At 40.0% G+C, this 25,398-nt stretch carries 28 protein-coding genes; 3 read left to right on the top strand and 25 right to left on the bottom strand.

Annotation, left to right across the window (positions count from 1 at the left end; translation table 11 throughout):
- Window positions 1-77: 77 nt before the first annotated feature.
- On the bottom strand, window positions 78-506 hold the full coding sequence (locus BQ9893_RS02260) for a hypothetical protein (RefSeq protein WP_075964555.1): 429 nt from the start codon (window positions 504-506) through the stop codon (window positions 78-80).
- Window positions 507-932: 426 nt separating this feature from the next.
- On the opposite strand from BQ9893_RS02260, the gene BQ9893_RS02255 reads away from it, so the two are divergent.
- Both BQ9893_RS02255 and BQ9893_RS02250 read left to right on the top strand, forming a co-directional pair.
- On the top strand, window positions 933-1,421 hold the full coding sequence (locus BQ9893_RS02255; protein WP_075964554.1) for an HU family DNA-binding protein: 489 nt from the start codon (window positions 933-935) through the stop codon (window positions 1,419-1,421).
- Between the two features lie 72 nt (window positions 1,422-1,493).
- Window positions 1,494-1,943, top strand: coding sequence for a glycoside hydrolase family 73 protein (locus BQ9893_RS02250; protein WP_075964553.1), 450 nt, complete (start codon window positions 1,494-1,496; stop codon window positions 1,941-1,943).
- Here the strand turns inward: BQ9893_RS02250 and BQ9893_RS02245 are convergent.
- Window positions 1,909-2,121, bottom strand: a complete 213-nt coding sequence (locus tag BQ9893_RS02245; protein WP_075964552.1) for a hypothetical protein — start codon at window positions 2,119-2,121, stop codon at window positions 1,909-1,911. The genes BQ9893_RS02250 and BQ9893_RS02245 overlap by 35 nt on opposite strands.
- Before the next feature lie 67 nt (window positions 2,122-2,188).
- Between BQ9893_RS02245 and BQ9893_RS02240 the strand changes: the two genes are divergently transcribed.
- Window positions 2,189-2,479 carry a hypothetical protein gene (locus tag BQ9893_RS02240; RefSeq protein ID WP_075964551.1) on the top strand — a complete coding sequence of 97 codons (291 nt, stop codon included), beginning with the start codon at window positions 2,189-2,191 and terminating at the stop codon, window positions 2,477-2,479.
- Window positions 2,480-2,514: 35 nt separating this feature from the next.
- Here BQ9893_RS02240 and BQ9893_RS02235 read toward each other — a convergent pair whose 3' ends face one another.
- The 23 genes from BQ9893_RS02235 to BQ9893_RS02125 form a co-directional block, all read right to left on the bottom strand.
- Window positions 2,515-3,159: a DUF3226 domain-containing protein gene (locus tag BQ9893_RS02235; RefSeq protein ID WP_075964550.1), complete on the bottom strand. Its 645-nt coding sequence runs from the start codon at window positions 3,157-3,159 to the stop codon at window positions 2,515-2,517.
- Between the two features lies 1 nt (window position 3,160).
- Window positions 3,161-4,282, bottom strand: coding sequence for an AAA family ATPase (locus BQ9893_RS02230; RefSeq protein WP_075964549.1), 1,122 nt, complete (start codon window positions 4,280-4,282; stop codon window positions 3,161-3,163).
- 118 nt (window positions 4,283-4,400) lie between these two features.
- A complete protein-coding gene (locus BQ9893_RS02225; protein ID WP_244155034.1) occupies window positions 4,401-5,249 on the bottom strand; it encodes an AAA family ATPase in 849 nt (282 codons plus the stop codon).
- A gap of 237 nt (window positions 5,250-5,486) precedes the next feature.
- Window positions 5,487-5,912 carry a WbuC family cupin fold metalloprotein gene (locus BQ9893_RS02220; RefSeq protein WP_075964548.1) on the bottom strand — a complete coding sequence of 142 codons (426 nt, stop codon included), beginning with the start codon at window positions 5,910-5,912 and terminating at the stop codon, window positions 5,487-5,489.
- A 71-nt stretch (window positions 5,913-5,983) separates the two neighbouring features.
- Window positions 5,984-6,412 carry a hypothetical protein gene (locus BQ9893_RS02215; RefSeq protein ID WP_075964547.1) on the bottom strand — a complete coding sequence of 143 codons (429 nt, stop codon included), beginning with the start codon at window positions 6,410-6,412 and terminating at the stop codon, window positions 5,984-5,986.
- A gap of 174 nt (window positions 6,413-6,586) precedes the next feature.
- A complete protein-coding gene (locus tag BQ9893_RS21565) occupies window positions 6,587-6,742 on the bottom strand; it encodes a hypothetical protein (protein WP_167369812.1) in 156 nt (51 codons plus the stop codon).
- Window positions 6,743-6,810: 68 nt separating this feature from the next.
- The gene (locus BQ9893_RS02210; protein ID WP_075964546.1) at window positions 6,811-7,800 is read right to left on the bottom strand and encodes an MraY family glycosyltransferase; all 990 of its coding nucleotides are present in this window, start codon (window positions 7,798-7,800) and stop codon (window positions 6,811-6,813) included.
- A gap of 156 nt (window positions 7,801-7,956) precedes the next feature.
- Window positions 7,957-8,949, bottom strand: a complete 993-nt coding sequence (locus tag BQ9893_RS02205; protein WP_075964545.1) for an NAD-dependent epimerase/dehydratase family protein — start codon at window positions 8,947-8,949, stop codon at window positions 7,957-7,959.
- Window positions 8,950-8,952: 3 nt separating this feature from the next.
- Complete coding sequence (locus BQ9893_RS02200) at window positions 8,953-10,050, bottom strand: glycosyltransferase family 4 protein (protein ID WP_075964544.1); 1,098 nt, start codon at window positions 10,048-10,050, stop codon at window positions 8,953-8,955.
- 7 nt (window positions 10,051-10,057) lie between these two features.
- Window positions 10,058-11,110, bottom strand: a complete 1,053-nt coding sequence (locus BQ9893_RS02195) for a glycosyltransferase (RefSeq protein WP_075964543.1) — start codon at window positions 11,108-11,110, stop codon at window positions 10,058-10,060.
- Between the two features lie 9 nt (window positions 11,111-11,119).
- Window positions 11,120-11,434, bottom strand: a complete 315-nt coding sequence (locus BQ9893_RS02190) for an acyltransferase (protein WP_244155033.1) — start codon at window positions 11,432-11,434, stop codon at window positions 11,120-11,122.
- Between the two features lie 153 nt (window positions 11,435-11,587).
- On the bottom strand, window positions 11,588-12,712 hold the full coding sequence (gene glf / locus BQ9893_RS02185; RefSeq protein ID WP_087880653.1) for a UDP-galactopyranose mutase: 1,125 nt from the start codon (window positions 12,710-12,712) through the stop codon (window positions 11,588-11,590).
- The gene (locus BQ9893_RS02180) at window positions 12,712-13,209 is read right to left on the bottom strand and encodes a serine O-acetyltransferase (protein WP_240142607.1); all 498 of its coding nucleotides are present in this window, start codon (window positions 13,207-13,209) and stop codon (window positions 12,712-12,714) included. The genes glf and BQ9893_RS02180 overlap by 1 nt, the downstream gene beginning before the upstream one ends.
- Window positions 13,210-13,251: 42 nt before the next feature.
- Window positions 13,252-14,325 carry a hypothetical protein gene (locus BQ9893_RS02175; RefSeq protein ID WP_139322554.1) on the bottom strand — a complete coding sequence of 358 codons (1,074 nt, stop codon included), beginning with the start codon at window positions 14,323-14,325 and terminating at the stop codon, window positions 13,252-13,254.
- Between the two features lie 78 nt (window positions 14,326-14,403).
- Window positions 14,404-15,531 carry a glycosyltransferase gene (locus BQ9893_RS02170; protein ID WP_075964539.1) on the bottom strand — a complete coding sequence of 376 codons (1,128 nt, stop codon included), beginning with the start codon at window positions 15,529-15,531 and terminating at the stop codon, window positions 14,404-14,406.
- A complete protein-coding gene (locus BQ9893_RS02165) occupies window positions 15,532-15,933 on the bottom strand; it encodes a serine acetyltransferase (RefSeq protein WP_139322553.1) in 402 nt (133 codons plus the stop codon). It lies immediately after the preceding gene.
- Between the two features lie 236 nt (window positions 15,934-16,169).
- Window positions 16,170-17,435 (bottom strand): O-antigen ligase family protein, encoded by a 1,266-nt coding sequence (locus BQ9893_RS02155; protein ID WP_075964536.1) that lies wholly within the window; start codon window positions 17,433-17,435, stop codon window positions 16,170-16,172.
- A gap of 6 nt (window positions 17,436-17,441) precedes the next feature.
- Window positions 17,442-18,584, bottom strand: a complete 1,143-nt coding sequence (locus BQ9893_RS02150) for a glycosyltransferase (protein ID WP_075964535.1) — start codon at window positions 18,582-18,584, stop codon at window positions 17,442-17,444.
- The gene (locus BQ9893_RS02145; RefSeq protein ID WP_075964534.1) at window positions 18,581-19,600 is read right to left on the bottom strand and encodes a polysaccharide pyruvyl transferase family protein; all 1,020 of its coding nucleotides are present in this window, start codon (window positions 19,598-19,600) and stop codon (window positions 18,581-18,583) included. Before BQ9893_RS02145 ends, BQ9893_RS02150 begins: the two co-directional genes overlap by 4 nt.
- Before the next feature lies 1 nt (window position 19,601).
- A complete protein-coding gene (locus BQ9893_RS02140; RefSeq protein WP_075964533.1) occupies window positions 19,602-20,576 on the bottom strand; it encodes an FAD-binding protein in 975 nt (324 codons plus the stop codon).
- Window positions 20,554-21,978 carry an MATE family efflux transporter gene (locus BQ9893_RS02135; protein ID WP_240142606.1) on the bottom strand — a complete coding sequence of 475 codons (1,425 nt, stop codon included), beginning with the start codon at window positions 21,976-21,978 and terminating at the stop codon, window positions 20,554-20,556. Before BQ9893_RS02135 ends, BQ9893_RS02140 begins: the two co-directional genes overlap by 23 nt.
- A 1,008-nt stretch (window positions 21,979-22,986) precedes the next feature.
- A complete protein-coding gene (wecB, locus tag BQ9893_RS02130; protein ID WP_075964531.1) occupies window positions 22,987-24,177 on the bottom strand; it encodes a non-hydrolyzing UDP-N-acetylglucosamine 2-epimerase in 1,191 nt (396 codons plus the stop codon).
- A 12-nt stretch (window positions 24,178-24,189) separates the two neighbouring features.
- Window positions 24,190-25,398 (bottom strand): capsular polysaccharide biosynthesis protein CapF, encoded by a 1,209-nt coding sequence (locus tag BQ9893_RS02125; RefSeq protein ID WP_075964530.1) that lies wholly within the window; start codon window positions 25,396-25,398, stop codon window positions 24,190-24,192.

The raw sequence follows: 25,398 nt of genomic DNA, 5'->3' as shown, positions 1-25,398 counted from the left end.
ATTTCACCCAGATTTTATTTTAGAGCAAAGAATGCCATACAGTGCTTAAAATCAGATTATTATTTACTTTTAAAAAACTACTTAAATGCCTTAAAATCTGCATTCATCACATTCGTGATCGTTTCAGCCTCCGGATTTTGCTCCTTCAGCTTGTTCAAAAGAGTGATTTCCATGTTCCCGGTGTCGAAAACCAGGTATATGTAACTGGCCAGACGGACAAACGAGCAATCCCCGATAATCCCGGTTCGCATCATCGCCCCCATATAGCTTATGAACTGTTCGGGGCGGGCCACCCATATTCTGGCATTCCCCGTACCTTCCTTCCAATAACCGCTATAGCGGTAGAGTTCGTCACTGTAAGTCGCGAAAAAACGATCCGCCAAACGGATCCACGCCTTCACACTCTTGGTTTGCATCACTTTGAACAGGAATGCGAGCAAAAACAGTGTCACCTCGCGTTCGTCGTCCAACTTCTCGATATATTCCTGCAGGAGCGGAAACGACATGTTCCTTCCGACTATCTCTCCTACTTTTTTTTCAGAAACTTCACGAACTCGTCCATGAAGCCGTCACTCATACCTTTTTGTTTGTTCATTTTTGTCTTTGTTTTTAGTTAGATTTTTAGCATTATATGGCATTCTTCCTTTATTCCCTATACCCCCGAAACACCTATGTTTCGCAACCAAAACACCTATGTTTTGACTTTAAAACACCTATGTTTCGAAATTCTCTCTCCGCCGGCAAATCTACGAAAATTAATCGACTCTATTCGACTCTAATCGACGCTAATCGACTCTAATCGACTCCGAAGTTTTTCCCTGTCGTATCTTTGTATAGTCAATAAGGGCAAACCCGATCAATCAGATATCCACACGGCCGTTTTCCATGCGATATTAGTTTTATCAATTATTCACCTTTAAATTCCTAATTTTATGCCATTAGTTTACACTCTCGTCAAACGCAAAGACATGAGCAAAGGCGCAGCCGAAGGTTCGACCCTTTACCATGCACAGACCAGCATCACGAAACAATTGACGCTGAACAAGATCTGTACCCGTATCGAAAACCTCTGTACCGCCAGCCGCGGAGAGATCATCCTGGTCCTCGACGGCCTGATCAAAGTCATGAACGAAGCCCTTTCCGACGGCGAGTCCATCCACTTGGGCGAGTTCGGCAGCTTCCGCATGGTTGCCGGCAGTAAAGGATCGCCCACCGTCGACGGCTTCAGCACCGCCCTCTTCAACCGTGCCCACATCGTCTTCTACCCCGGCACGATGCTGAAGAACATCGTCAACACCGTCTCCTTCGAACGCTACGTCCCCAAAAAAGACGCCTCGTCCGAATCGTCCGGCGGCGGCAACACCGGCGGCACCGGCGGCACCGGCGGCGATGGAGGCGACGAACGCCCCGGCGAACTGTAGCCCCCTCTCTCTCTTAATTCTTTAACTCTCTAATTTTCGAAGAAAACAACTCTTTAATCTTCAAAGGAAAAAATGAAGCAAAGCGAATTTTTACACCCTCTCCTTCCCCTGGCCCAAAAGGCGGGGGAAGCCTTCCGGATCAATCCGGTAGTCATCCTCGCACAAGCGGCGATCGAGTCCGGTTGGGGACAGAGCACACTTGCCGTCGAGCACCACAACTATTTCGGCATCACCGCCTACGGCCGTCCCAACGTCTGGTGGAAAGGCGAAGGCATCGAGCTCGGCGCCCACTCCCTCCGTTTCCGCGTCTACGACAGCCCCGCAGACTCCTTCATGGACTATGCCCGCCTGGTCCGCTCCGCCTATCCCTTTGCCGCCGATGCCAGCAACGACGCAAAAGCCTTTGCCCGGAAAATCTCCCAAAGCAAATACATCAGCGAAGTCAACGGCGACAACCGCGCCGCCTACCAAGCATTATTGGTCAAAATCAGCAAAAAAATCGAAAAACAACTTCAATCATGATCCTTTTCAAGATCCGTTGTTTGGATTCTTCCAGCGTCATGCCGTTCTTCAAGGCCTCCTCCATAGACATGACAGGATATGCCTCGACAACAGGATTTTCAAGCAAATAAGAAACGCCCGGTTCCTGTACGGAAGAACTGTCCTTTTCGGATATGGTATAAGTTTTCAATTTTTTCATACACTCAATTTTTTATTTCCCAATATCCAGTCTCAAATCATAAATCATAAATCATAAATCATAATTCATGAACATCCTTGAAACCATCCTCAATTTCATCACCACCCTCGCCCGGGTCATCTTTCCCCGGCGTAAACAACCGGTTGCCGGTGACAACCTTTGTCCTTGTCCTCTGCCTGAGCCTCCTATCCCTACTCTCCCTGTGGAGGGGGGATACGGAAATGACTCTCGCCGCTCTGGGAGCGATACTCTCGCTCCTCTCTCCCGGCCCCTCGAAGCCGACTGGCTCGGCCTCTCCGGCTACACCTTGATGCTCTCCGGCGGAATCGCCAGCCTCTACAAAGCCTTCCTCACATAAAGGCCCCTTCTGCATCTACTGCCCTCCGCATCTGATTAGCAATCAAACATGCGCTTAAGCCATCCGACGAATATCCTGCACAGATCATTATCTGTTGACAGAACCTGTTTCGTTATGGCAGTTCCCATCGGAAGTCCGGGTTCGTCATGCCAAGACAACCAAGTATGAATCCGGGCTTTCGAATGGTGAGCGATCTTATAGAGGTTCCATTTATTATCTTCAAGTTCTTGTAAAACAGCATCCGCTTTCTTCAATAACCGGTCATTATCAGTGTCAGGGATCATTTGTATGATGAAATCTTCAACCATCCCTTTCAAATGATTGTCAGGCATTATCCAAACACCGAAAACTAATTGTTCCGGATCAATCGGCTGACAGACCAGCCCGTCTTCCGGCAAACATTCGGGAACTTCATAGAATCCGCTTTTGAGCAAAATATTCCGGATAGCCTGCCAATGACCGTCTATATTCACATCCGCATCGACTATAACGCCTAAACGCTCCAACGTATTCGTACTTTTCAGTTCCGTCGGCAAGACAGAGATAATCTCTGAATACGAACCTTTTGCAACCACTTCGAAAGTCTTCTTCAATCCGAGACGCTGCGCTAAATTCCAAATTACATGCTGATCGTTTTTCCCTTCGACCAACAGCCGGTATCTTATTTGGTTCTTTTCCATATCAGCGGACTTCGATGTCATTATTTGCAGCAATTGAAACTTCTTCTGCTGTATAATCGACAGCTTTCAATCCCTTTTCCCTTTTTTCCAAACGGATCAATTTTGCAGTTATACCAGTAACGGATTCAGCGAAACTTTTCACGCAATCATTGCTATGTGTCGTTGCAAACAATTGTATATGCAGTTTCCCGACAAGATGTGATATGATCTTCCATAAAGCCGATTGACGACGGTAATAAACACCGTTTTCAATCTCGTCGATGAAACAAACGCCATCCTTGCAATTTACCAGTCCCAAAATAAGAGACAATATACGATTCATGCCGTCCCCCATCACACTCAAAGGGAAACGCCCTTCTTTGCCACAATAAGTAATATAAGCAGCTCTCCGACGACCGGACAACGAACTTGATCTCACCGGTTCTTCCAAAAAAGCAATACCCTTGATATCCGGTTCTATGATCCTCAAAGCATTTATAACCTCTGCTTCCAAGTCTGTCAATGCGATATTGTCCCATAAACGAGCATTCACCTCTTCCGAATAAGACGAAGTACGGATAAACTGTATGTTCTTTATATCGCTTTGCCTTCTCCGCAATTTCATTCTGGCACGATTGAACGGAACCAATTGCTCCTCGCCTTCATATTTGACTATGATGGCTTCATATTTTTCGATGTCAGATAAATCATTCAGTTCCTGTTCCGTACGAATCAGCTGCCGGCGGAAATAGGTATCTCCTCCCTCATTTTGTACCTCGACCTCATAATAATTCGCAAACTCGATCTGCAACGATTTATTTGTTCCGGACGTTATCAGAATATTATTCCCGTATGCAAGTTTCCAATCCGTAAAAAAAGAGGCAAAGATTTTTTTTGTATATTCGTCATCTTCTTCCAAACGAGACTCGAAACAATTCATCCTTTCGCCCGCAATCCGAAACAGGACATCGCTATTCCCCTCCGCAACATAGACAAACAATGCTTCCAGCAAAGTCGATTTACCGACATTATTGTCTCCCGTCAGCAAATTAATAGAGCCAAACGAATCTATTTTCAAATGCTTCAGCGATTTGAAACCGCTAATCTCGATAGAAGGAATATATAAAGCCAAGTCTGCCGCCATAGAAATCCAAACTTATTTGTTTATACAAAGAAACAATTTATTTACCACATAAACAAGGATACCCCTCTGTAGCTTCCGTTTTGGACATACACGCTATTTTCAGTATGCCTATCATATCCTATATATTTATGGATTCGCGGATGATAGGATTCTCCGGCATGCCATCCAACAAATCACTTTGTTCTGCCTTCCCGTCTACAAACGACAAGGTAGGAATACGCATTTTGTTTCGATGGGCAAGAATGTAAAGGTTTTTTATGACAAAATAAGAATGGGTGGAGATAAATATCTGCAGGCCGGCCTTTGCCAATAAGACAAGGATCTCCATAAAACGACGGATCATCTCCGGATGCAGATTAGCCTCTGCTTCATCTATAATGACGATAGACTTACGAGTCAGATAATGGTTGCCCAAAAGCAGATCCAGAATAGCCAACCGCTTGATACCCTCCGATGTTATGTTGATTTCAAATATCCGCCGGTCTTTGTCCCTGAATATCCATGCCTTTTTATCATCGTCATACTCAATTCGTCCCCCAATCGCGTCGTCAAGACATTCCCTTGCATCGGAAAAATCTTTATAGTTACGCCCCATCATTGTCCTGTTCAGAGCCCGCGACAAATCGACATACGACTTATCAAAGCCAAAAGACTTATCTACATCAAAAGAACGAAGTATCACATCCTGAATCGAAACAATCTCTTTCGCCGGAATAAACACATTGTTCACCTCAGTGGATGCAAACGTATCCGTAACATTCTGTACAAGCTTCGTGGTCGCGATGCCAAATGTATAGCAGAACTCTTCTCCGCTGTCCGAAGACATGGAAAACTCCAAGCTTTGTTCATTCTTCCTGACCAACGAACCCAAGGAATTGACCTGAAAAGTCCAATACAACGAATCGGACAATATCTCCTTGAACGACCGAGGCTCCTTTCCCCGTTGATATTGTTCAATGGTTTTCAAAGCAGCATAAACCCCTTTAAGGAAAAATGTCTTTCCCGACCCATTGTGACCAATGAGCAAATTAATACTGCCAAGATCCTCACATTTTACATCAGCAATAGGTCCAAATGATTTTATTGATATATCTTTAATCATAATCGACTTAATAAGATTACAAAGATAACCCAAAAAACAATATCAAACCGGAAATCCCCTCTTTTGTTGCCAGAAACACCTCCCGCGCAAATTCCGCGACTTTTATTTGCTCGGCGACAAAGCGCTCACATAAGCGCCGTCTTTGGCTTCGAAGATGGTGCTTGGCTCTTTGACGTCCACGCTATGCCATACGCCCAAGGGAATCTGCACGCCGTATTTGCCTTCGCGCGGGCAAAGGGTCACGCGCGAGACCTCCATGAATTTCCGTTCCCCTTCGGCCCCATCCGTAGCGGGCACCTCGTCATAGAGGACAACATCCAGCCACCCCTCTATGCAGACCGTCGTTTCCGCCGTCTCCGCATGCCGGTGAACCGGAACGACCGTCCCCGGCTCCAACGCATTAAGCATCCTCTGGCTCTGATCCCGTCCCGAAGTACGCAAATCAAAATTCATCCGCCTCCGCTCACTCGCCACCGCCTCCCGATGAAGCCCCGCAAGCAACTCCTTATCAATCCTTTGTATCTCCATACTATTCAACTATTCAATTTTTCAAGGGACACCCCCTGTTTCCTATCAATATTTTCTCCAGACCATCTTGTTCACTTCCAACCCATTCTTCTATTTATATATTCATCAACCTCATCTGTTGTGTAGTACGATCCCTCATTTTCTATGTTTTTCATGGTATATTCGGCCACTTTTTGCAACAAATCATCAGGCATCACATATTCTTTATCTTTCGTTTCACGAATATCAACCAAAGACTTAACGAACCTATGCCCTTCCCGAAGTTTATCACCTTGCAGCCCCATAACTTCCTCAGTAGACCGGAAATCACCCCGTTCATAAGCTTTAACTGCGTAATCAGCAGATTTATCCAATATATCTTGCAACAACTGCACTTCAGAAGCCTCTTTTGAAGCCAGTTTTTTAACAAACTTATAAACCTCAGACAACTTTTCCTTATCCAACTTCATAAGTTCCTTAAAAATATCAGCACGTAAAGCATCTATGCCCAGAATATTCATATCATCTTACATTTTCCAATTTATCACCAACCCAACCTCCAATCGACAAAGTCACAAACATCAGAAGTCACCGTCCCCACAATCATCATTGTTAAGGAAGCAAATATAAGGATTATTTCCTTCCGGCACCCCCCTCCTTCTACAATTCTTGCCCCTCTTCTCCAATAATACCCATCACAAGAACAACTCCGTACGAAGATGCATCCCCCTCACCTCATCCAACCTCTCCTGATCCAACACCCCCGACTCCCAAAGCTCATCCAAACGCTCCTCCAACACCTGCGAAAGACGCCCGGTCAATTCCTCTTTTCCTTCCGGCAACTCCAACATCACTCATCTATTTATTATTCGTACTCACATATACTCGCCCATTAATCTCAAAATCATGCTCGGTTCAATCATCTCTTCAATGATTCAAGATATTTCTCGTGCAGATGATAATATTTCTTCATAAACACAAGATAAGCTACAGCCAGCAAGACGATCACGATTCCCAAATAAACCCAATGAACAACCGCCTGATCCGGTAACACATATACCATAATCAAAGAAACAGCCAACTGCAACACCATATAAATAAGGCTGACCACAGGATGAGACATATTCAATTCGTTCGCCATCAACTGGTATGCATGTTTTCGGTGTGCTTCACCTAAGTTTTCATGAAGCATTATCCGATGACAGATCGTAAGGCAACCGTCCACACCATACACCACAAGAAAAGACAGCCAAGTTATATCTCCGGTCTGCATCACCAATTTCCCGATAGAGAACAATAAGATAAAAGCGATCCCGATACTTCCCACATCCCCGGCAAAACACTTCGCCCGATTTTTAGGACGGAAATTGAACAAACAAAATACCAGTACAGACAGGATCATGACAATCAAAAAAGAACTCTCCATAAAATGTATCTTTTTGTTCATCAACAACAAAGGAACAAGCACCGCCAAAGAATATCCTCCCGTAATACCATTCACTCCATCCATAAAATTGATAATATTCGTCGCTCCCACGCACACGATCAATGCAAGAATCACGATCCACCACATATCCAAATGCAAAATATCCAACTGATGGAACATCAACCCCATAGCTACAAACTGCGCTACAAGACGCACTGAGTCTGGCAAACTATGAATATCATCCACAAACGATATCCCAGCAGCCAAAGTCACCGCCGCCAACATCCACGGATACTGAAAACCATAAAATCCGCTCCATACCCATGCACCAACCAAAAAAATAATACCACCACCACGTAAGATAATCATCGAATGAGATGAACGCTCATTGGGTTTATCGATGATGTTACACTTATCTGCAATACGGAAATAAATAAGTTCTGCCAATAAGAGTATGAAAAAAATTAAAATATACATTTTCATTTCGTTTTGTTATTACTTACTATCAATACTATATTCGTATATCTATATTGGTGAAATCTTTTAATCGTGTGTATACCTAAAATAGATAGTTTTTGATTCTATATCGTTTTGCTTGCAATAATCACGCATCATACTTGAACTCTTTTCAACAAGCGTTTACTTTCCGAAGCTCCGGATTGTATCAATCAGACCATCCTTGGCACGAATCGGCATCGCATCAATACCCAATGCAGATTTGATCTTCTTGTTGCTCACCACATAGTTTTCCGTGAGTTTCTGCATACGGAGAGGATTCAACGGCAGGTGTAACCAACCGCCCACCTTTGCCACACCATTCATCAGCCCTTTCGGAATGCGCCAGATGTGTGCTTTCTTACCTATTGCCTCACAAATCACCTCAATAAGTTCGTTGGTTGAGAGAGCTTCGTCATCACCCATGTGGTATATACCCGAAGGAACAGACTTTGTCAACAACCCTTCTATCACAACACAAAGATTACCAATAGAAGTAAACGAGCGACGATTCTCAAACGCTCCCAATGGCCAAGGAATGCCTTTCTTCACCACACCATACAACATATTCAAATTACCCTTATTACCAGGACCATGAATCATGCAAGGGCGTATGATGTAAACTTGTTTATCCGATACAATACTATCGCTATCATCAAAATTGTGGAACGGACGTTTAAGAGCCTTCGGCGCAAACTTTTTGATGATATAGTCCTCCGCCTTAATCTTGCTCTCTCCATAAGGACCCACAGGTGTAGGCACACATTCTTCGGTCAGGAATTCACCCTTCACACGGTCGGCAGCACTCTTCACCGTAGAGAAAAATACAAACTTCTTGGCAGTTGGTGAAGCCATATACCAATCGAAGATTTTCTGCGTCAGTCCTGTATTCACCTTAAAGTAAACATCAGCAGCACTCTTATTGCGAGTGTCATGTGCCATTCCTGCCAAATGAATAATGGCATCAATTTCAGGTAGTCCATTTTCAACGTCTAATGCATCCCAACTGAAAGTACACATCACACCATCCTTCTGAGGTTGTACAATGTCCAACCCATATATTGTATTCTCCTTGGCGAGATATTTTACCAAGTTTGAGCCTACAAAACCGTGGACTCCAGTAATCAATATGTTCATATCTTAAAATTCTTTTACCAAATTCAAATATTGGTCACATATCTGCGGCCATGTATAATTCTTTTCTACTATTTTACGAGCTTTCTCACCTTGTTCTTTCAAATTCTCATAGTCATTCTCCACAGTCTGCATATTAGCAGCCAACTGTCCTACATTCTTCACCTCACTCCAAAGACCAATTTTGTATTTTTCCAGAACCTCCATGATGGAAGGAATGCGAGTCACTACAGGAATCTTCCCATACGACATACCCTCAAGAAGAGCAATAGGTAATCCTTCCGAAGAAGATACTAAACAATAAGCCATACAGTTTTTTAACAATGCGCTTTTAGTATCCCCACATACAATCCCTGGAAATATGATGTTCTTGCAACCTGCTGCACGTTCCACGACTGTTTTTCCGTAAGCATTGTTAACATCGCCACCTATCACCAGTTGATACTCACCATAATCATGCTGCTTAAAAGCGTCAATCAGTACTTCATAGTTCTTGATAGGATCTATACGTCCTATCGTCAAGAAAAACTTACCTACATTGATGCCATTCTTCTCCAGAACATTAGTATTCAATTCTTTTACTTCAGGCATAAACACACCACAAGGTAACACCCTACATTTCTTTCCGTATCGCTCATACACTTCCTGCGCCTTAGTATGGCTGACGGTAATCACATTGCGCGTAAATGCAAGGGCAATCTTCATTGTGGTTACCATAATTTTCTTCTTCTTTGCACTATGCTTTGGACTATCCTCTGGCAGACTATGAATTATTGCACAAGTCTTCATTCCAAACAGTCGAGCGATAAACGCAGGTATCACAGAATACGTCACTGTCTGATACGATACCATATCTATCTCTTTACGGTGTTTAATCAGATAAGGTATTGACTTGAAATATAAAGTAGGAAGACTCGTGATTGTACCACCATGAGTCTTGTATTGTTTTATGGTGACACCTTTATAGTCTGTTATTTTGTTACACGAACCAAACGCCATCACCAATGATTCGAAGCCACATTTTTTTAGGGCAAGTGCAAGGTTAAAGGTATAAGAGTTGATCCCATTCGGATCCTCATGCGCACCTATGAATACTGTTCTCATAAACTATTTAACGTCCTTCTATTAAATCCATGTATCTCCTTTCGAATAACTCCAATGAATAACTTTCTCTGAGAATCTGATTGCTTTTCTGTCCCATTTTGTTGCGTAAGTCAGAAGAATCCAACAGACGACAGAGTGACGCAGCTATTCCATTCACGTCACCTATAGGATGCAGAAACCCATTCTCTCCATCTATTACTAAATGATCATTGTCACCCACATTGGTTGCCACTACTGGCAAACTCCAGTTTAAAGCTTCCATGATACTATTGCTCGTACCTTCAAAAAGACTGGTAGAGAGATAAATATCAGCATTCTGTTCTAATTCAAATACGTTATTTGGCTTAATGTATATGTCGCTCTTCTTTTCTATGCCATATTCCTTCACCCAATTTCTAATCTGTCCTTCAAGTGAGCCATATCCTACGATGCTAAGACGGAAGTCGTTCCGCTCCAATAGGGCAACACCTGCTATAAGCGTCTCATAATCCTTCTGCGGGTCAAAACGACCGACTGTAATGATGTTTTTCACCTTATGTTCTTGGCGAGCTATAGGTTCGGCTATATTGGGAAAACAGTTCGGTATTACGATGTTCTTGCTCTTATGAAAGCCAAGATTTCCGAAATAATCCGCACCCGAATAGCAGTTGTAAATAGTGCCAGTAGCCCACAGATTATGCGCCAACTTCTCCATTAACATCTTACCTTTGGGTAGGCGAGAATTACGTATGCCATTATATACCCTTATACCACACATACGGCCTACGAACGAACCTACAAAATCAGGCATTGTAAGGTAGTTCAGTAGCACATCTGTTTTTGTCTCTTTCAAAATATTCCTAATATGCCCCATCTTCGAAAGCATATTGCCAAAGAGCTTATGAACTTTCACATTACTTTCAGCAAGTAAATCCACATTGTATTTATATTCCGGATAATCACCATACAACACAATCAAATTCACATCTGTCCGTTTTGATAGATGGGTAGCAAGTAATACCGCTTGTTTTTCCGCCCCTCCTGAATCTATTGTCGATACAAGAATTGAAATTCTCTTCATATATTCCTATTAGTGTTCTCTTTCTTTTATGAATTTTGCAGGATTACCTGCCCATACCTGGTATGGTGGAATATCTTTTGTAACAATACTACCGGCTCCTATAATAGCCCCTTGTCCTATAGTAACCGAATTGCAAATTACTACATTCACTCCGATGAATACATCGTCCTCTATACGGACCTCTCCGATCCGAAATCTTCTGCCTTTTGATGTTGGATCAAGATAATGGGTCAATATCTTTGTACCTGCTGTAATTGCTACATTATTACCAATAAAAATTTTGTCTGGAGCAACTGTATCAATTAACGTTCCACCATAAACCAAAGCTCGTCCTTTAATATTTACCCCCCCCCATTTTCAGGAACTTAGCTCGATATTGAGGAAGCATAGGAAGTCCAGCAAGACCTAACCAAATCTTTCTCCACATGCGCTTGGGAGAATAAACTTCAAAAAAGTGTTTAACTGACATAATAATTATTAGATAATAATATTCAAAACCTGTTCAATCGTTGGAGCCATATCAAAATATTTATACTGACCGAGACGACCTCCAAAGATGACGTTTTCTTCCTGTTCAGTCAATTGACGATATTTCTCAGCAAGGGCATTATTACAATCATCATTTACTGGATAGTATGGTTCCATGCCTTCCTTATACTCTGTTGAGTATTCCTCCGAAACAACAGTCTTTAAACAATCATAAACCTCCTGACCAAACATCTCGAAATGTTTGTGTTCAATCACACGAGTATAAAGTTCATTGTGACTAGTGTAGTTCACCACAGCATTTCCTTGATAGTTAGGAGTATTCTCTACACGAGTTTTAAAACTAACAGTACGCCAGTCGAGCCTACCTAATTTGTAGTCAAAATACTCATCCACTGCGCCTGTATAAACGAGTTTGTCGGCATACTTCTGCCAATCTTTGTATTCAGAATGGAAGAAATCGACACCAATTTCACATTCAACTCCTTCAAGCAATCCATCAATCAGTTTGTTGTAACCTCCAATAGGAATTCCTTGATATCTGTCATTGAAGTAATTGTTATCGAAGATCATGCGCACCGGCAGACGCTTGATAATGAAAGCTGGAAGATCCTTGCAGTCACGTCCCCATTGTTTCTCCGTGTACTCCTTTATGAGCTTGTAGAAAATATCCTTACCCACAAGACAAAGTGCTTGTTCCTCCAAGTTCTGTGGTTCACGACCATCAAGAGCAGCTACAGCTTCTGCTTTCTGCTCGTCAATCTTTACTTGAGCCTCGGCTGGTGTATGTACCTCCGGCCACATACGATTGAAAGTATTCATATTAAAAGGCAAATTGTAGAGCTCACCTTTGTAGTTTGCCATAGGACAGTTTGTGTAGCGGTTAAACTCTACAATAGAGTTCACGAAATTCCATACCTCTTTGTTGTTGGTATGGAAAATGTGCGCACCATATTTATGCACGTTAATGCCCTCAATGTTCTCGCAATACACATTACCACCAAGATGTGGACGTTTATCAATAACAAGCACTTTTTTACCTGCATGTTTAGCTTTATAAGCAAACGTAGCTCCAAAAAGACCAGAACCAACAATCAAATAATCGTATTTCATAATTAATATCCTTTTCCTGCAATTAAACCATTTTGTGACACAATTCTCCCTGGGTTACCAGCAACACAAGCATTATCAGGGACATCTTTCACGACTACACTTCCTGCCCCGATCACAACATTATTTCCCACATGTATAGGTCCAACCAAAACAGCATTTGCCCCAATCATGACATTATCACCAATAGAAGGAACGCCTTTATGAGTCTTTCCTATTGTAACATTATGGAGTATTGTGCAATTCTTTCCTATTATAGCTTTCCGATGAATTACAACTGTTCCATAGTGAATCAATCTAAAACCTCCCCCAATTCGTGTTCCCAAAGGTATTTGTCTTCCTGTTCTACGCATTTTTCTTCGATAGAACAAAGTGAATATAAAACGTAAAAACCCATGATTACTATATTCTAACCAACTACCGATTCGAAACCAAAAAGTAAAAGAAAAAGATTCATTGAATAGAAGGTTCTTTATTTTCCCCCCCCCCATTGTTAATAGCATTTAAATCGCTATTATTCAACAATTTACACTCGATATATTTCATCATCTTTCCAATTCTGACACAATATGTTTAGCAAAATCCATACGCCCTTCAGGAGTAAAGAAATGCTTGTAGTACTCTTGTGCTTTTTTAGCAAGTTCCTTATATTCTGGAGAAGTTGCCTTAGATAGTTTTTCTTTGAAATCGGAGAAATCCCATTTAAGTGGAACGTATGTTACTCCTGGCTGATATGCATTAGGATAAGTAACGCAATGACTCATGTCCTGTTTGATCATACAACCGCCATACACGAATGCCTCAAAGTCTCGACCACAAATCTCTCCCCAACCAAAAGGTGAAAGAATGCACTTGGAACTCTGTCCTTCCTTGATAAATTCTTCTTTGGGTATACGCTTAGTAATGTCCGAAATTTTGATGATAGACTCCCCCATCATCTCCATCATCAGTTCTCTACTACGAGAACGTGGATAGCCTGCAATAGGAGAATAACCACTGCCACGATACTGCACATCCAACGGACGCTCACTATCAGGACTCAAGAATTTTGGTTTCGTTACACTAAATGGATGCATGATAAGTTGAATAGGTTTAACGGCATATAAATCACCTATACCTACATTCCAAGCCACACGAAGTTTACTCAGATACTGCTTCTCTGTATGTGGATAGTATCGTTGAGTAATGACATCATCCTCAATCTTCAGCATGTCATGATAATATTCGCAAAATGTACGTGTACCATATACATCACGACAATAATCTTCAGTATTCTTAAGTACCTGTTTCTTGAAATAGAGATCAACGTATGGCATTACGTCGAACATACAAGTTCCTGTACTATCCGCTGTATCTAACCAAACGAGAGTATTACAATGAGCCTTGATTTTCTTCAGTACTTCAGCACGCTTTTCAGCTGTTAGTTTCATGCAAAAATCCGATGTGGAGTGATGGAAAGCCATCATCACAATATCAAATTTTCCCTGACATGCAGACTTTATAGAAGCATGTTCCAATTTCTTCTGAAGACTTCCACGGAAAATAGGAAAGTAATCTACAATACTTTGATACTCTACTTTATATCCTAATTTCTTAAATTCCTTGCGAGCAGCAAGCATAGGTTTTAGCCATCGATAAAGATAATGATGGCGTTCATAAATGAGGGTTATAGTACGCATGTATAATAAGGGCATTATTTAGTTGAACATTATTGACAGTAATTTTGCTGTTTCCGTGGTACTATTGAACTCCTTCATAGCCACCTCTTTACCTGTAGCAGCAATAATATCAGCCCGATCTGAGTATTCTGAAACTTCCATCATCTTATCAGAGATACTGGTAACATTACCAGGTTGAGCAATGAAAGCACTTTGTCCATCAGCAAGGAAATCCAAGATGTTTCCAACATCAGTCAGGACTACAGGCCTACAGGAAAGAAGATACTCACCAAGTTTTGTCGGAAAGCCATACTTCGCTTGAATGTTATCAGGACGTGCAAGAACTAACATCTCTGCATTCACGAAATACTGAGGTATTGCAGTAGGAGAAATGGAGTCTGTAAAAACTACGCTATCAAGAACGTTCGATGACCTCAAAAATTCTTCATACTCCTGCTTCTGTTCTTGCGACACGATAGGACCAATAATATAGAGTTTTCTGTCTTTATACTTCTTATGATATCTAACAAATGAAGCTATCAGGTCTCCAACACCATCCTTGCTATCCTTGTTGACATTACCACAGTAAGCAATATACTTTTCAACATTAGGGTCTCGCTTTATTCCTTCAAAACGAGATGAATCCACTATCATATTGATAATATGAATTTTCTTAGAATCCACGCCATAATCTACAAAATACTTCTTCAGATTACTCGAAATGACGAAGATACCATTCAAACGTTTCCAAAGTCTTTTATAGTAACACCATGGATAATTTTTTGGCTTAAACAAATCTGGACACTCTGTCAATTCAAAGTAAGTCTGTCTCCGCCTAAACCACACAAGGAAAGGCAGATATTCTGCAGATCCATACAGTAGCAATCTATCCTCTTTCTTTACTTCAGTAAGCAAAAACCAAATGGTGGTGAAAAAGGATAATAATTTAGAGAATATTTTATTTTGAACTCTACAAGGTTTTAGCCCTCTGATTGTGACTCCTTCCCTCGGATGGCAATTCTTCAACTCCATCCTTAGAAATACCACAATATCAACTTTATATCCTTGTTCAGCCGCACTATTAGCGTACGCTAATAATCTGTTGCTACTGGCAGAACCATAGCTGAACACCCAATTTAGAATGTAGAACTTTCCTTTTTTACTCATTTATTCAATTCCCATTTTTATTTTAAGACACTCTATTGCATCTGCCCTTCTTTTCATCTCACCACTCAGCGACGAATACCAATCTGACAATTCTTTTTTTTTCACCGCAGGCATTCCTGTGAGCAAAGCATTACCTTCAGGGAAGGATTTGGTGACTACGGAATTAGCAGCCACAACAATATGATCACCCAACATATCACCCCCTGTAATCTTTGCACCAGTAGATAAACTCAAACCTTTGCCTATTATTCTCCCTGTATCAGTAATACAAGTGGAGGTATGTAAAACGGCGTATGGACCTATCTTATTAGTGTTTCCCACAACGATGGTTCCATAGTGAGGAATGACCAATCCGTAATCGCAAGCATTATATCCGATACTGAATCCAAGTTTACGAGACAATCTAAAAAACAATAACTTATTGATTATAAGCAAAATACCCCCCCCGAAAATTTACATTGAGAGTAATATTGTACCTTTCTCATTATTTTAAGAAACTCCATGATGTAATCTGGAGCAACAAGATGCAATAACTTCATCTTGAGAGGTTCTTTGAAGTACCCTCTATTCATCATCATGTCCGCCTGAAGATAGAAGTGGAGGTGGTTGCGAGATCGTATATACATAATTTATCAATGTTAATTAGTTTGTTGACTGCTCCAACGAGCAAACAGAACTATAAGCATATAGAAATACCAATATGCCAATCGCCCAGCAGTCAGTGGCTCTAATGTAGAACAACAAGTCGCTAAAAAGAGTATCAATGATAAAACAATTGGTCTTTGTGATTGTCGATTCCATACTAGCTTTAAAGGATATATTAATAAGGATATAAAGAACAATAAGCCAGCAATGCCATAGTCAACCAACCACGCAATATAATCGCAGTGAAAGCCAAAACCTCCTGGAATTGCAAGTTCGAAGCCCCTCCTATATCCTATTCCAAATACTTTTTCAAGTAAAGACAGTTGTGAGTACGCATCTAACTTTGCTGCCCAAATAATTGTTCGAGCATTTCCAGTACCGTCATCACTCATAACTCTCTCTTCAAGTACCTTGAATAATCCCATACTATACATTATAACAACACTCAAAAAAACAGCTATAACTATTCCAAATTTTGAACTCGTTTTGATTCTTGCGAATAACGTAATAATCGTAATTGCAACAGCCATTGAAAGAAATGCTCCTCGTGAGGCATTAAGAGCAATCATTATCACTCCAATAATAACGGTAAGCAAACAGAGATATTTAAATTTTTTGTTCGTATAAAGGTTATTTATAAGTACGTTGTAGGCAAGAACAATACCCATACCACATACATTGCCAAGATAATTAGAATCCTTCCATGCCGTTCGACCATCTTCAGAAACTTCTACAGCTCCACTCTGGCCATAAGTGAAGAAATATAGACATATAATCAGAGATACCATAATGAAGCTTAAAATATAAGAGCTTTCCTCATGTCCTTTTTTACTCACAAAAAAGAAAGATATTAATACAACCAACATGCTATAATCAATATTCTCTAACCTTTCTCCTCCCAGCAGATCAATACATAAAACATATAAACAGAAGCAGGTAAACAATATTGATGGACGTTGTGTTTTCAAATTTCTTTGCAAACCAAAGCCCAATAAAAGAAACATAATTATTAAATAATAATATAACTCTGTTGGCATATACGAGCATGAGAATCCATATGCCGCTATACCTGTGAAACATATCAATACTGGTACTATAAGATTGGGAGCATACAAATATGCAGGTATAATTAGAGCTGCCAAATACACCAATCGAATAGGCATAGGAGGAGCAACGATTGTACTGAACCATGTGCACAATATTACCAACAAAAAGAGATAATATTTATAGTATCTTTTATAGTATCTTGTTTCATTCATGTTTTTTTAAATCAAAAGTTTGTCAATTTGTGATAATATATACTGCTCATCAAAATCAATCGAAATATGTGGATTAAATCTTCTTTGTGTATGAATGATATTATCGATTACATCAGCCATTACCGTTAATGAACATATTTGCCCATCTTGTCCCTCTACAATAAATTCATGCGCTGAACCAAAATTATTCGTCACAACAGGAAGGTTTAATATCTTAGCTTCATTAAAAATCATAGGACATGCTTCTGAGCTGGATGTTGAAACTAACAAATCCGCCACCTTGAAGTATGGATATGGATTAGTTTTATTACCTAAACAAATGACCTCATTTTCTACGGAATAATCTGAAATAGCCTGCATCAATTTCCGATATGGCTCTATTTCATGCTTTCCTCCAAGTATATACCATTTAAAAGCAAGACCTCTTGTCTTTAGATTTGATGCTATTGAAGGAATAAGATTAAATTGTTTAACAGCAGATATTCTGCCGACGGAAATTATTGTAAATTCTTCTATACTAAAACGATCATCATCTATTGGTTCTTTCGATTTCTGGATAATCGCACTTGAGTCCATTATATTGTAAATAACTACCACTCTTGATTCAAGAGATGGAAGTAATTTACAAAATGAAACTCTTGTATACTCTGAAACTGTTACAATTTTGCAATATTTTGAAAACACTGCATATTCATCCATTTTATTTGTAAATATTCTCGAATAATCACAATGTATCCATGTGATTTTATTGGGATTGGAAAACTTAGCAACAAAAGGTAGTGACGCACTCTCCTGAAATGAGATAACACAATCATAGTTATCCTTTTCTATACTCCTTATGGTTGATGTTTCTATACAATTAGAGAAAAATTTCCCCAAAAAAGGTATTTTCAATATTAGTTTGAATAATATCAATATCAACTTCCGAATACCAGAACTATTTACGACATTGGCATTAAGCAAAGATGTACCAAGATTCTTTCCAATAGAGAATTGGGCAAGTTCTGATTGTAGGTGTTCACCATAGGTGTTCATCACGAAAAGATGGATATCGTATCTCTCAACAAATGTCGAATTAAGTAATGCAATTAATGAAGACAACACTCCACCAGTTCGACACCCCGGTACTACTATTAGTATTTTTTTCATATTGAATTCTGAATAAAGGAACGATAACGCTCTTGTTCACTTTTTAAGACTATGTTTACATGAACGTAATCAATTGGACAAAGAAGTTCCTCTTTTCTTCTTTCAAAATCTTCAACGCTTTCTACATACCTATATTCCAGCGAAAATAACTGTAATAGTGAACGCAGTCGAGTAAACTTTTTTTCTGATGCACAGAACACAAAGAACTGTTTGTTGAAGATGAGACTAAGAGCCAATCCATGAAATGAATCTGTAATAACGTATTCAGAGTTTCTGATTCGTGTAAGCCAGTGTCTTGGACCATTTAGAATCCTAGAAGAAAAAGAAGAGTGTACAAACAAGGGCAAACCAAGGGTGTTTGCAATATGATTCGCCTTCTCCTTCGCCTTACTATCATTCAAGAGAAGAAAAGGAAACACTTGATGCAGAGGTTTGTGATTTAGAACCAGATCCTCAAACTTTCCATATCCGAGTGTAGGGTCAGGAAGATTGATTGCTTCAAGTTTCATTATGCTATTGAGTATCTTGACCCCAGAAGATTCACGAACAGAAATAGCACAGAATTGCGAAAGCAAAGCTTTCGCGGCCGCTGTATACTTTTTGTCCTCGTCCCATACCTCTTTTCCAAAGCTTGATGACATAGCAACTTTTCGTTGGCCATTTACAAAATCAAGAAAAAAAGAATATCCAAAGCAACCTGTAATGTCACGATTCCATACTTGATCACTTCCTACAACAGTAACATCCGATTTAGGTAGATTGATCTCCTCAATAGAATATGCTTTATTTGTAAGTTTCGAAAAATACTTTTTCTTGAAAAACCAAAACTGAAATTCTCGGATACAATCCATCCAGTAGTGAATACTCTTCCAATTCCCTTTTTGAGAAGGATTGATCAGATTGATTACCCTAACAGTATGACCTGCTTGCTCGAGCATTCTGCAAGTAGCGAATGTCTGCATAACGGCACCATAGCATTTACCATAATGTATAGTCAAAAGATTTACTTTTGTCATATTATCGTATTATTTCAATTTCTGTTTTATCTGTCTTGTACACCTTTCTCATAAACTCAAGATAAAGAGGGAATGCGATATCGGCACCTTCATCAATCCAACTAAAAATAATTGGATTCTTTTGGCTTACATAGGGGGCTATAGATTTATATCCAGTGAGAGTACAAATCAAATTTTTTCTTTGATTACTTCTTCCATCTTCCGTTTTTATGAATAGTCTTGCGAATAATCCATTTACAAATAAAACTATTTTTAACCACAAGGCCATCCTCCCATTAATAAAGCATCGGTTTACAGTACAGCCGAGATTTTTGGAATATCCTTCCAATCGCTTAGCCCTATCTTGATCGTTTTCTTCTGCCATTTGTTGCATCTTGGCAGCATCACCAAAAGTCACCTTGAGAACAGTAGAAATGATCGTGCCTTCAACTTCATGTTTCTTGAACACTGAGTTTCTAAATTCATATTTGAAATCTTCAGGATGAAAAATCTTAATGGTGCCATCCTTCAGTACAACTCTTGCGCTCACAAGTAATTCAGAAATACTATTTTCTCTACATGAACTATTATTCACAAGTGCTGCTCCAACAGTACCTGGAAGTCCTGTTAAATATTCAAAGCCTTTAATACCTTGCTTTATCATTTGCTTGGAGAGGTTTATTACTCCCACACCGGCTTCACAGAAGAGTTCCCCATTTTCTACATGGAAATACTTGCACTTTGCAGTAGAGACCACAACAGGGATATTACATTCGTTCAAAATGTAAAGGTTGGAAGTGTGCCCTATTAATAGAAATGAAATCTCCTCCGAATAAAGGAAAGATACAATCGTCTCCAGTTCATCTGCACTTACAGGCGAGATAAATATACCTGCTATACCACCTCTATGAATCCAAGTTCTTTTTTTAAGATCAACATGAGTCTCATATTGAATCTTTTTGGTATCTAAGTATTTAGTCAATAATTTGTTTATCATTCTTTCGTTTAATAAAGTTCAAGAACATAGTCCTTTCAGACTTGTCAAGGACTAAAATATATGAAACTGTAATAGATATCAAAACACTCATAGCACCAGTCAGGAGCAAACGTAAGAAGGAAATAGGGAATATCATTGTAATAGCAAATGGAAGCAAAGGAACAAGGATCACAAAGGCCACACACGGGATAATTACTTTTCTACAATATTCCTTCAAACTATACGGATACACCTTTTTCAGAAGCAGATTACATACAAGTTGATTTACGATAGTAATAATAAGACTTACCCAGTAAACTACAACAGGATCAAAACCTAATTTCAAAAATACCCACGAAACTGGTAGGATAGCGCAAACCATCAAACAGGTTCCTATCTGATAGTTCTTCATCTTTCCTGTTGCATGAACGACCTGAGAGACAGGAGTATTTAAACTACTGATAATCATATTTACAAGTACTAATATTGTAAAGGGAATAGTATAGTCAGGAATGGTATCACCTAGCCACAAATGAAGAATATATTCTATCTCTATAATAACTGGTATTGAAAGCATAGCCAAAAGAATAAAAGACACCTTTGACAAACTATAAAATAGTTTTAATACTCTCTCGTTGTCTCCTGTTGCATAAGATTGTATCAATTGTGGACGGAAAGCAATTACAATATTTGATTGGAATCCCTGAATAGCACTCATCACCATATTCGAAACCCCACGAGCTGCATTAACTATAGGTCCAAAAAATACATTTAGGAGCATATTTAAACCTTGACTCTTTATCATGTAAGCAAACGAGCCCAATCCATTCCATCCTGAAAAAAACAACATCGGTTTAAAAAGTTGCTTTCTGATAATAAAATCAAACTTTAAATCTTGAAAGTGACATTTGGCATAACCATAATACAAGAAGAAGCAGATTAACGATACAAGCATATTAAAAGCTCCATAGAGAATCAGTTTATCAAATGTTGTATACTTAATTACATAAGCGACGCCTAACTTTGCCAACACCTCAAAAATACTGAGGTATGCATAATAGTCCATCTTTTCATACGCCATAATAGCAGCACTATATGGTATCTGAAGAACAAGAAGTATCAGTGATAGCACAGAAAACTGGAATACCCACTGAGCAGCAGCGAATCGGTCTATTGGAATAACCATCTGAGTATGAATATACCACATTCCAAATGTTTCAAGAAGAACCAATAAGATTACAACTAAAATACCTTGTATCTGGAGAGCTGTATTATATACATCTTTAATACTGTATCCATTCTTTCTTCCAAGAGAAAAATTATAAAACCTCTGTACACCATTAGACATTGAGGTATTCAAAAACGCAAACATTGTCACGAAACCACTGACAACATTATTAATTCCATAATCTTCAATGTCCAAAGCCTGTAGTACCACCCTAGTACTAAAGAGCGACACTATTAGCACCAATCCCATTCTCAAGTAGAGAAAGAGAGTATTCTTTGCTATTCTTTTATTATGTAATGACCTGTCTGACATTAGATACTATCTGTTGTTTTTGGCCAACAATTATATACACAAATAAATCCTTAACTTTATAAATTTAAACGAATGCCCATTGAAACCACTCACCTTAATAATATATAGTGGATTCCTTCGTTTATTTCACCATCTACAGCGAAGTCGGCAACTTTGCTCCTAAAAACTCATATAGTGAATATGGACATACTAATAGTGAATCATTAGCCCTAATTTTATAAAAGGTTATTTCCAACCAAATACAAAAAACATTGATTGCAAAAATTCAGTATCATTTGTATACTCGCCAAAACTACTTATGAGATATAATGTAAACAACACTATCCTCAACAAACTTCTCTTGAGCATCCGTGTTATTCTTTATCTTTAAACCTTTTCCCAAACAAGCACTAGAAGAAATATAAAAGTAACAAAGTATATATTCCCTAATAGGTATAATGATGATAAATCATTCGTAAATTGTCATATTCTATCCGTTATTTATACGATCCGAATAGTTATACAATACCAATTCATGTAACCTAATTTCTTCATTGGTGAATTTTTTCTTAATTACCTTAGCAGATATACCTCCGATAATTCTATATGGGGACAACTTTTTGTTACTACTGAACCTGCAGCCACAATTGTTCCTCTACCACTGATAACACCCTTGAGTATTGTCACATTAACGTCACGCCATATATCTTCCTCTATTACCACATCCTAATCATTTTCAGGAATCTTATCAACATTCCTTATTGAATCAAGAAATTTTCCAACCTTAAAATGATGAATACTTATAAAGATTACATCTGCACAATTCCAACCTTGAAATTCAAGCGTATTCCACTTTACTCCATATTCACTTTGGAGTTCCATGATCATATTTTCATGAGGTAAAAAAACTTATTAAAATTTCCTCCACACCATCTTATTAACAATCCCCACATAAGACTGTACAATCTTCACAACCTTTGTACTGACGTTCTCATCGACATAATCGGGAACCGGAATTCCGTGTTGACCGTCACGGCAAAGTTCAACGGCGGTATCAACTGCCTGAAGAAGACTTTTCTCGTCAATGCCAGCGATGATGAAGTCGCCTTTGTCTATTGCTTCGGGGCGTTCTGTTGATGTACGGATGCAGATGGCAGGGAAAGGATGACCGACACTGGTGAAGAAAGAGGATTCTTCGGGAAGAGTGCCTGAGTCACTGACTACTGCAAAAGCATTCATCTGAAGGCAATTGTAGTCGTGGAAGCCGAGAGGTTCGTGTTGGATGACACGTTTATCGAGTTGGAAGCCGGAGGCTGCAAGGCGGTTACGGCTGCGTGGGTGGCAGCTATAGAGTATCGGCATGTCGTATTTTTCTGCCATTTTGTTAATTGCAGAGAACAGGGATATGAAGTTCTTCTCTGTGTCGATATTCTCTTCACGATGGGCAGAGAGGAGGATATACTTTCCTTTTTCCAAACCAAGACGTTGATGAATATCACTTGCTTCAATCTCTACGAGGTTATTATGCAAAACCTCTGCCATAGGAGAACCGGTGACGTAAGTGCGCTCTTTAGGTAAACCGCAGTCGGCAAGGTAACGACGGGCATGCTCGCTATATGCCATGTTTACATCGCTGATGATGTCGACGATACGGCGATTGGTTTCTTCCGGCAGACATTCGTCTTTACAACGGTTACCCGCTTCCATGTGGAAGATGGGGATATGCAGACGCTTTGCTCCGATAACGCTCAGACATGAATTGGTATCTCCTAACACCAATACGGCATCTGGCTTTGCTTGTACAAAAAGTTTGTATGAGCAGTTGATGATATTGCCACAAGTGGCACCAAGATCATCACCTACGGCATCCATATAGACCTCCGGCTCTGCTAACTTCAAATCTTTGAAGAAGATGCCGTTAAGGGTATAATCGTAGTTCTGGCCTGTATGGGCAAGAATGACATCGAAATACTGACGGCATTTGTTGATAACAGCTGCAAGGCGAATAATTTCAGGACGAGTGCCGACTACTATTATCAACTTCAGTTTACCGTTATCTTTGAATTTTATATCTGAATAATCAAATTTGGGTTGCTTCTCCATATTATTCTAACTTTATTTCTGTTCTACTTTATCGAAATAAGTATCCGGCTTATTCGGGTCAAATATCTCATTGCAATACATAACAGTCACCAAATCTTCTGTTTCTGAAAGGTTGATGATGTTGTGGGTATAACCGGGGAGCATGATGACTGATTGAATCTTATCACCGCTCACCTCGTAGTTAAGTATTTCGTCTGTTCCTTCCTTACGGAGCTGAATAAGTCCATGACCGCTTACTACGATGAATTGTTCCCACTTGGTGTTGTGCCAATGTTCGCCTTTCGTGATACCCGGCTTTGAGATGTTGATGCTGACCTGTCCGCAATTCAACGTGTGGACAAGTTCTGTAAATGAACCTCGACTGTCAACATTCATTTTCAAATCAAAGATAGCCTTTTCCTTCGGTAAATATGAAAGGAATGTACTGTAAAGACGTTTGGCAAAAGAATCTGCGGGGATTTCGGGTATCATCAGTGTCTTGGGCATATCCGCAAACTGATGGAGCAGGTCTACAATCTCACCGAGTGTCGCCTTGTGCGTGACAGGACAGTAACAATAGCGACCTTCGGCTGAAGGGATCACTTCCAAGCCGTCAAACTCACAATGATGTTCTTCACCCTTTAACGCATGAATCATTTCGTCAACAAGGTCGTCGATATAGAGAAGTTCGAGTTCCACACTTGGGTCGTTGACTGTAATAGGCAAGTCATTGGCGATGTTGTTGCAGAATGTGGCAACGGCCGAATTGTAATTGGGCCTGCACCACTTGCCGTAGAGGTTAGGAAAACGATATACCAATACCTTAGCTCCGGTTTCCTTACCATATTCAAGGAAGAGGTCTTCGCCTGCTTTCTTACTTCTGCCGTATTCGCTGTTGCCGAAACGACCGGTCAAGGATGCTTGCTGAGAGCTGGAGAGCATGACCGGACAATTATTGCCGTGCTTCTTCAATGTGTCGAGCAATGTGGAAGCAAAGCCGAAGTTGCCTTTCATGAACTCGTCGTTATCTTTGGGACGGTTGACACCTGCCAAATTAAAAACGAAGTCACACTCCTTACACCATGCGTCAAGCTGTTCGGGCATAGAGTCAAGATCGTACTCAAAAACCTCGTCGATCTTCAAGTCGCCATAACAGCGTGTTTTACCGTCCTTGATATTATTAAGTTGGGCACAAAGGTTCTTACCGACAAAACCTTTGGCCCCTGTAACTAAAATCTTCAT

This window comes from Parabacteroides massiliensis (genome assembly GCF_900155425.1).
Classification (GTDB): Bacteria; Bacteroidota; Bacteroidia; order Bacteroidales; family Tannerellaceae; genus Parabacteroides; species Parabacteroides massiliensis.
Note: the sequence above shows the minus strand (reverse complement) of the source record. Positions and strands in the feature narration are given on the sequence as shown.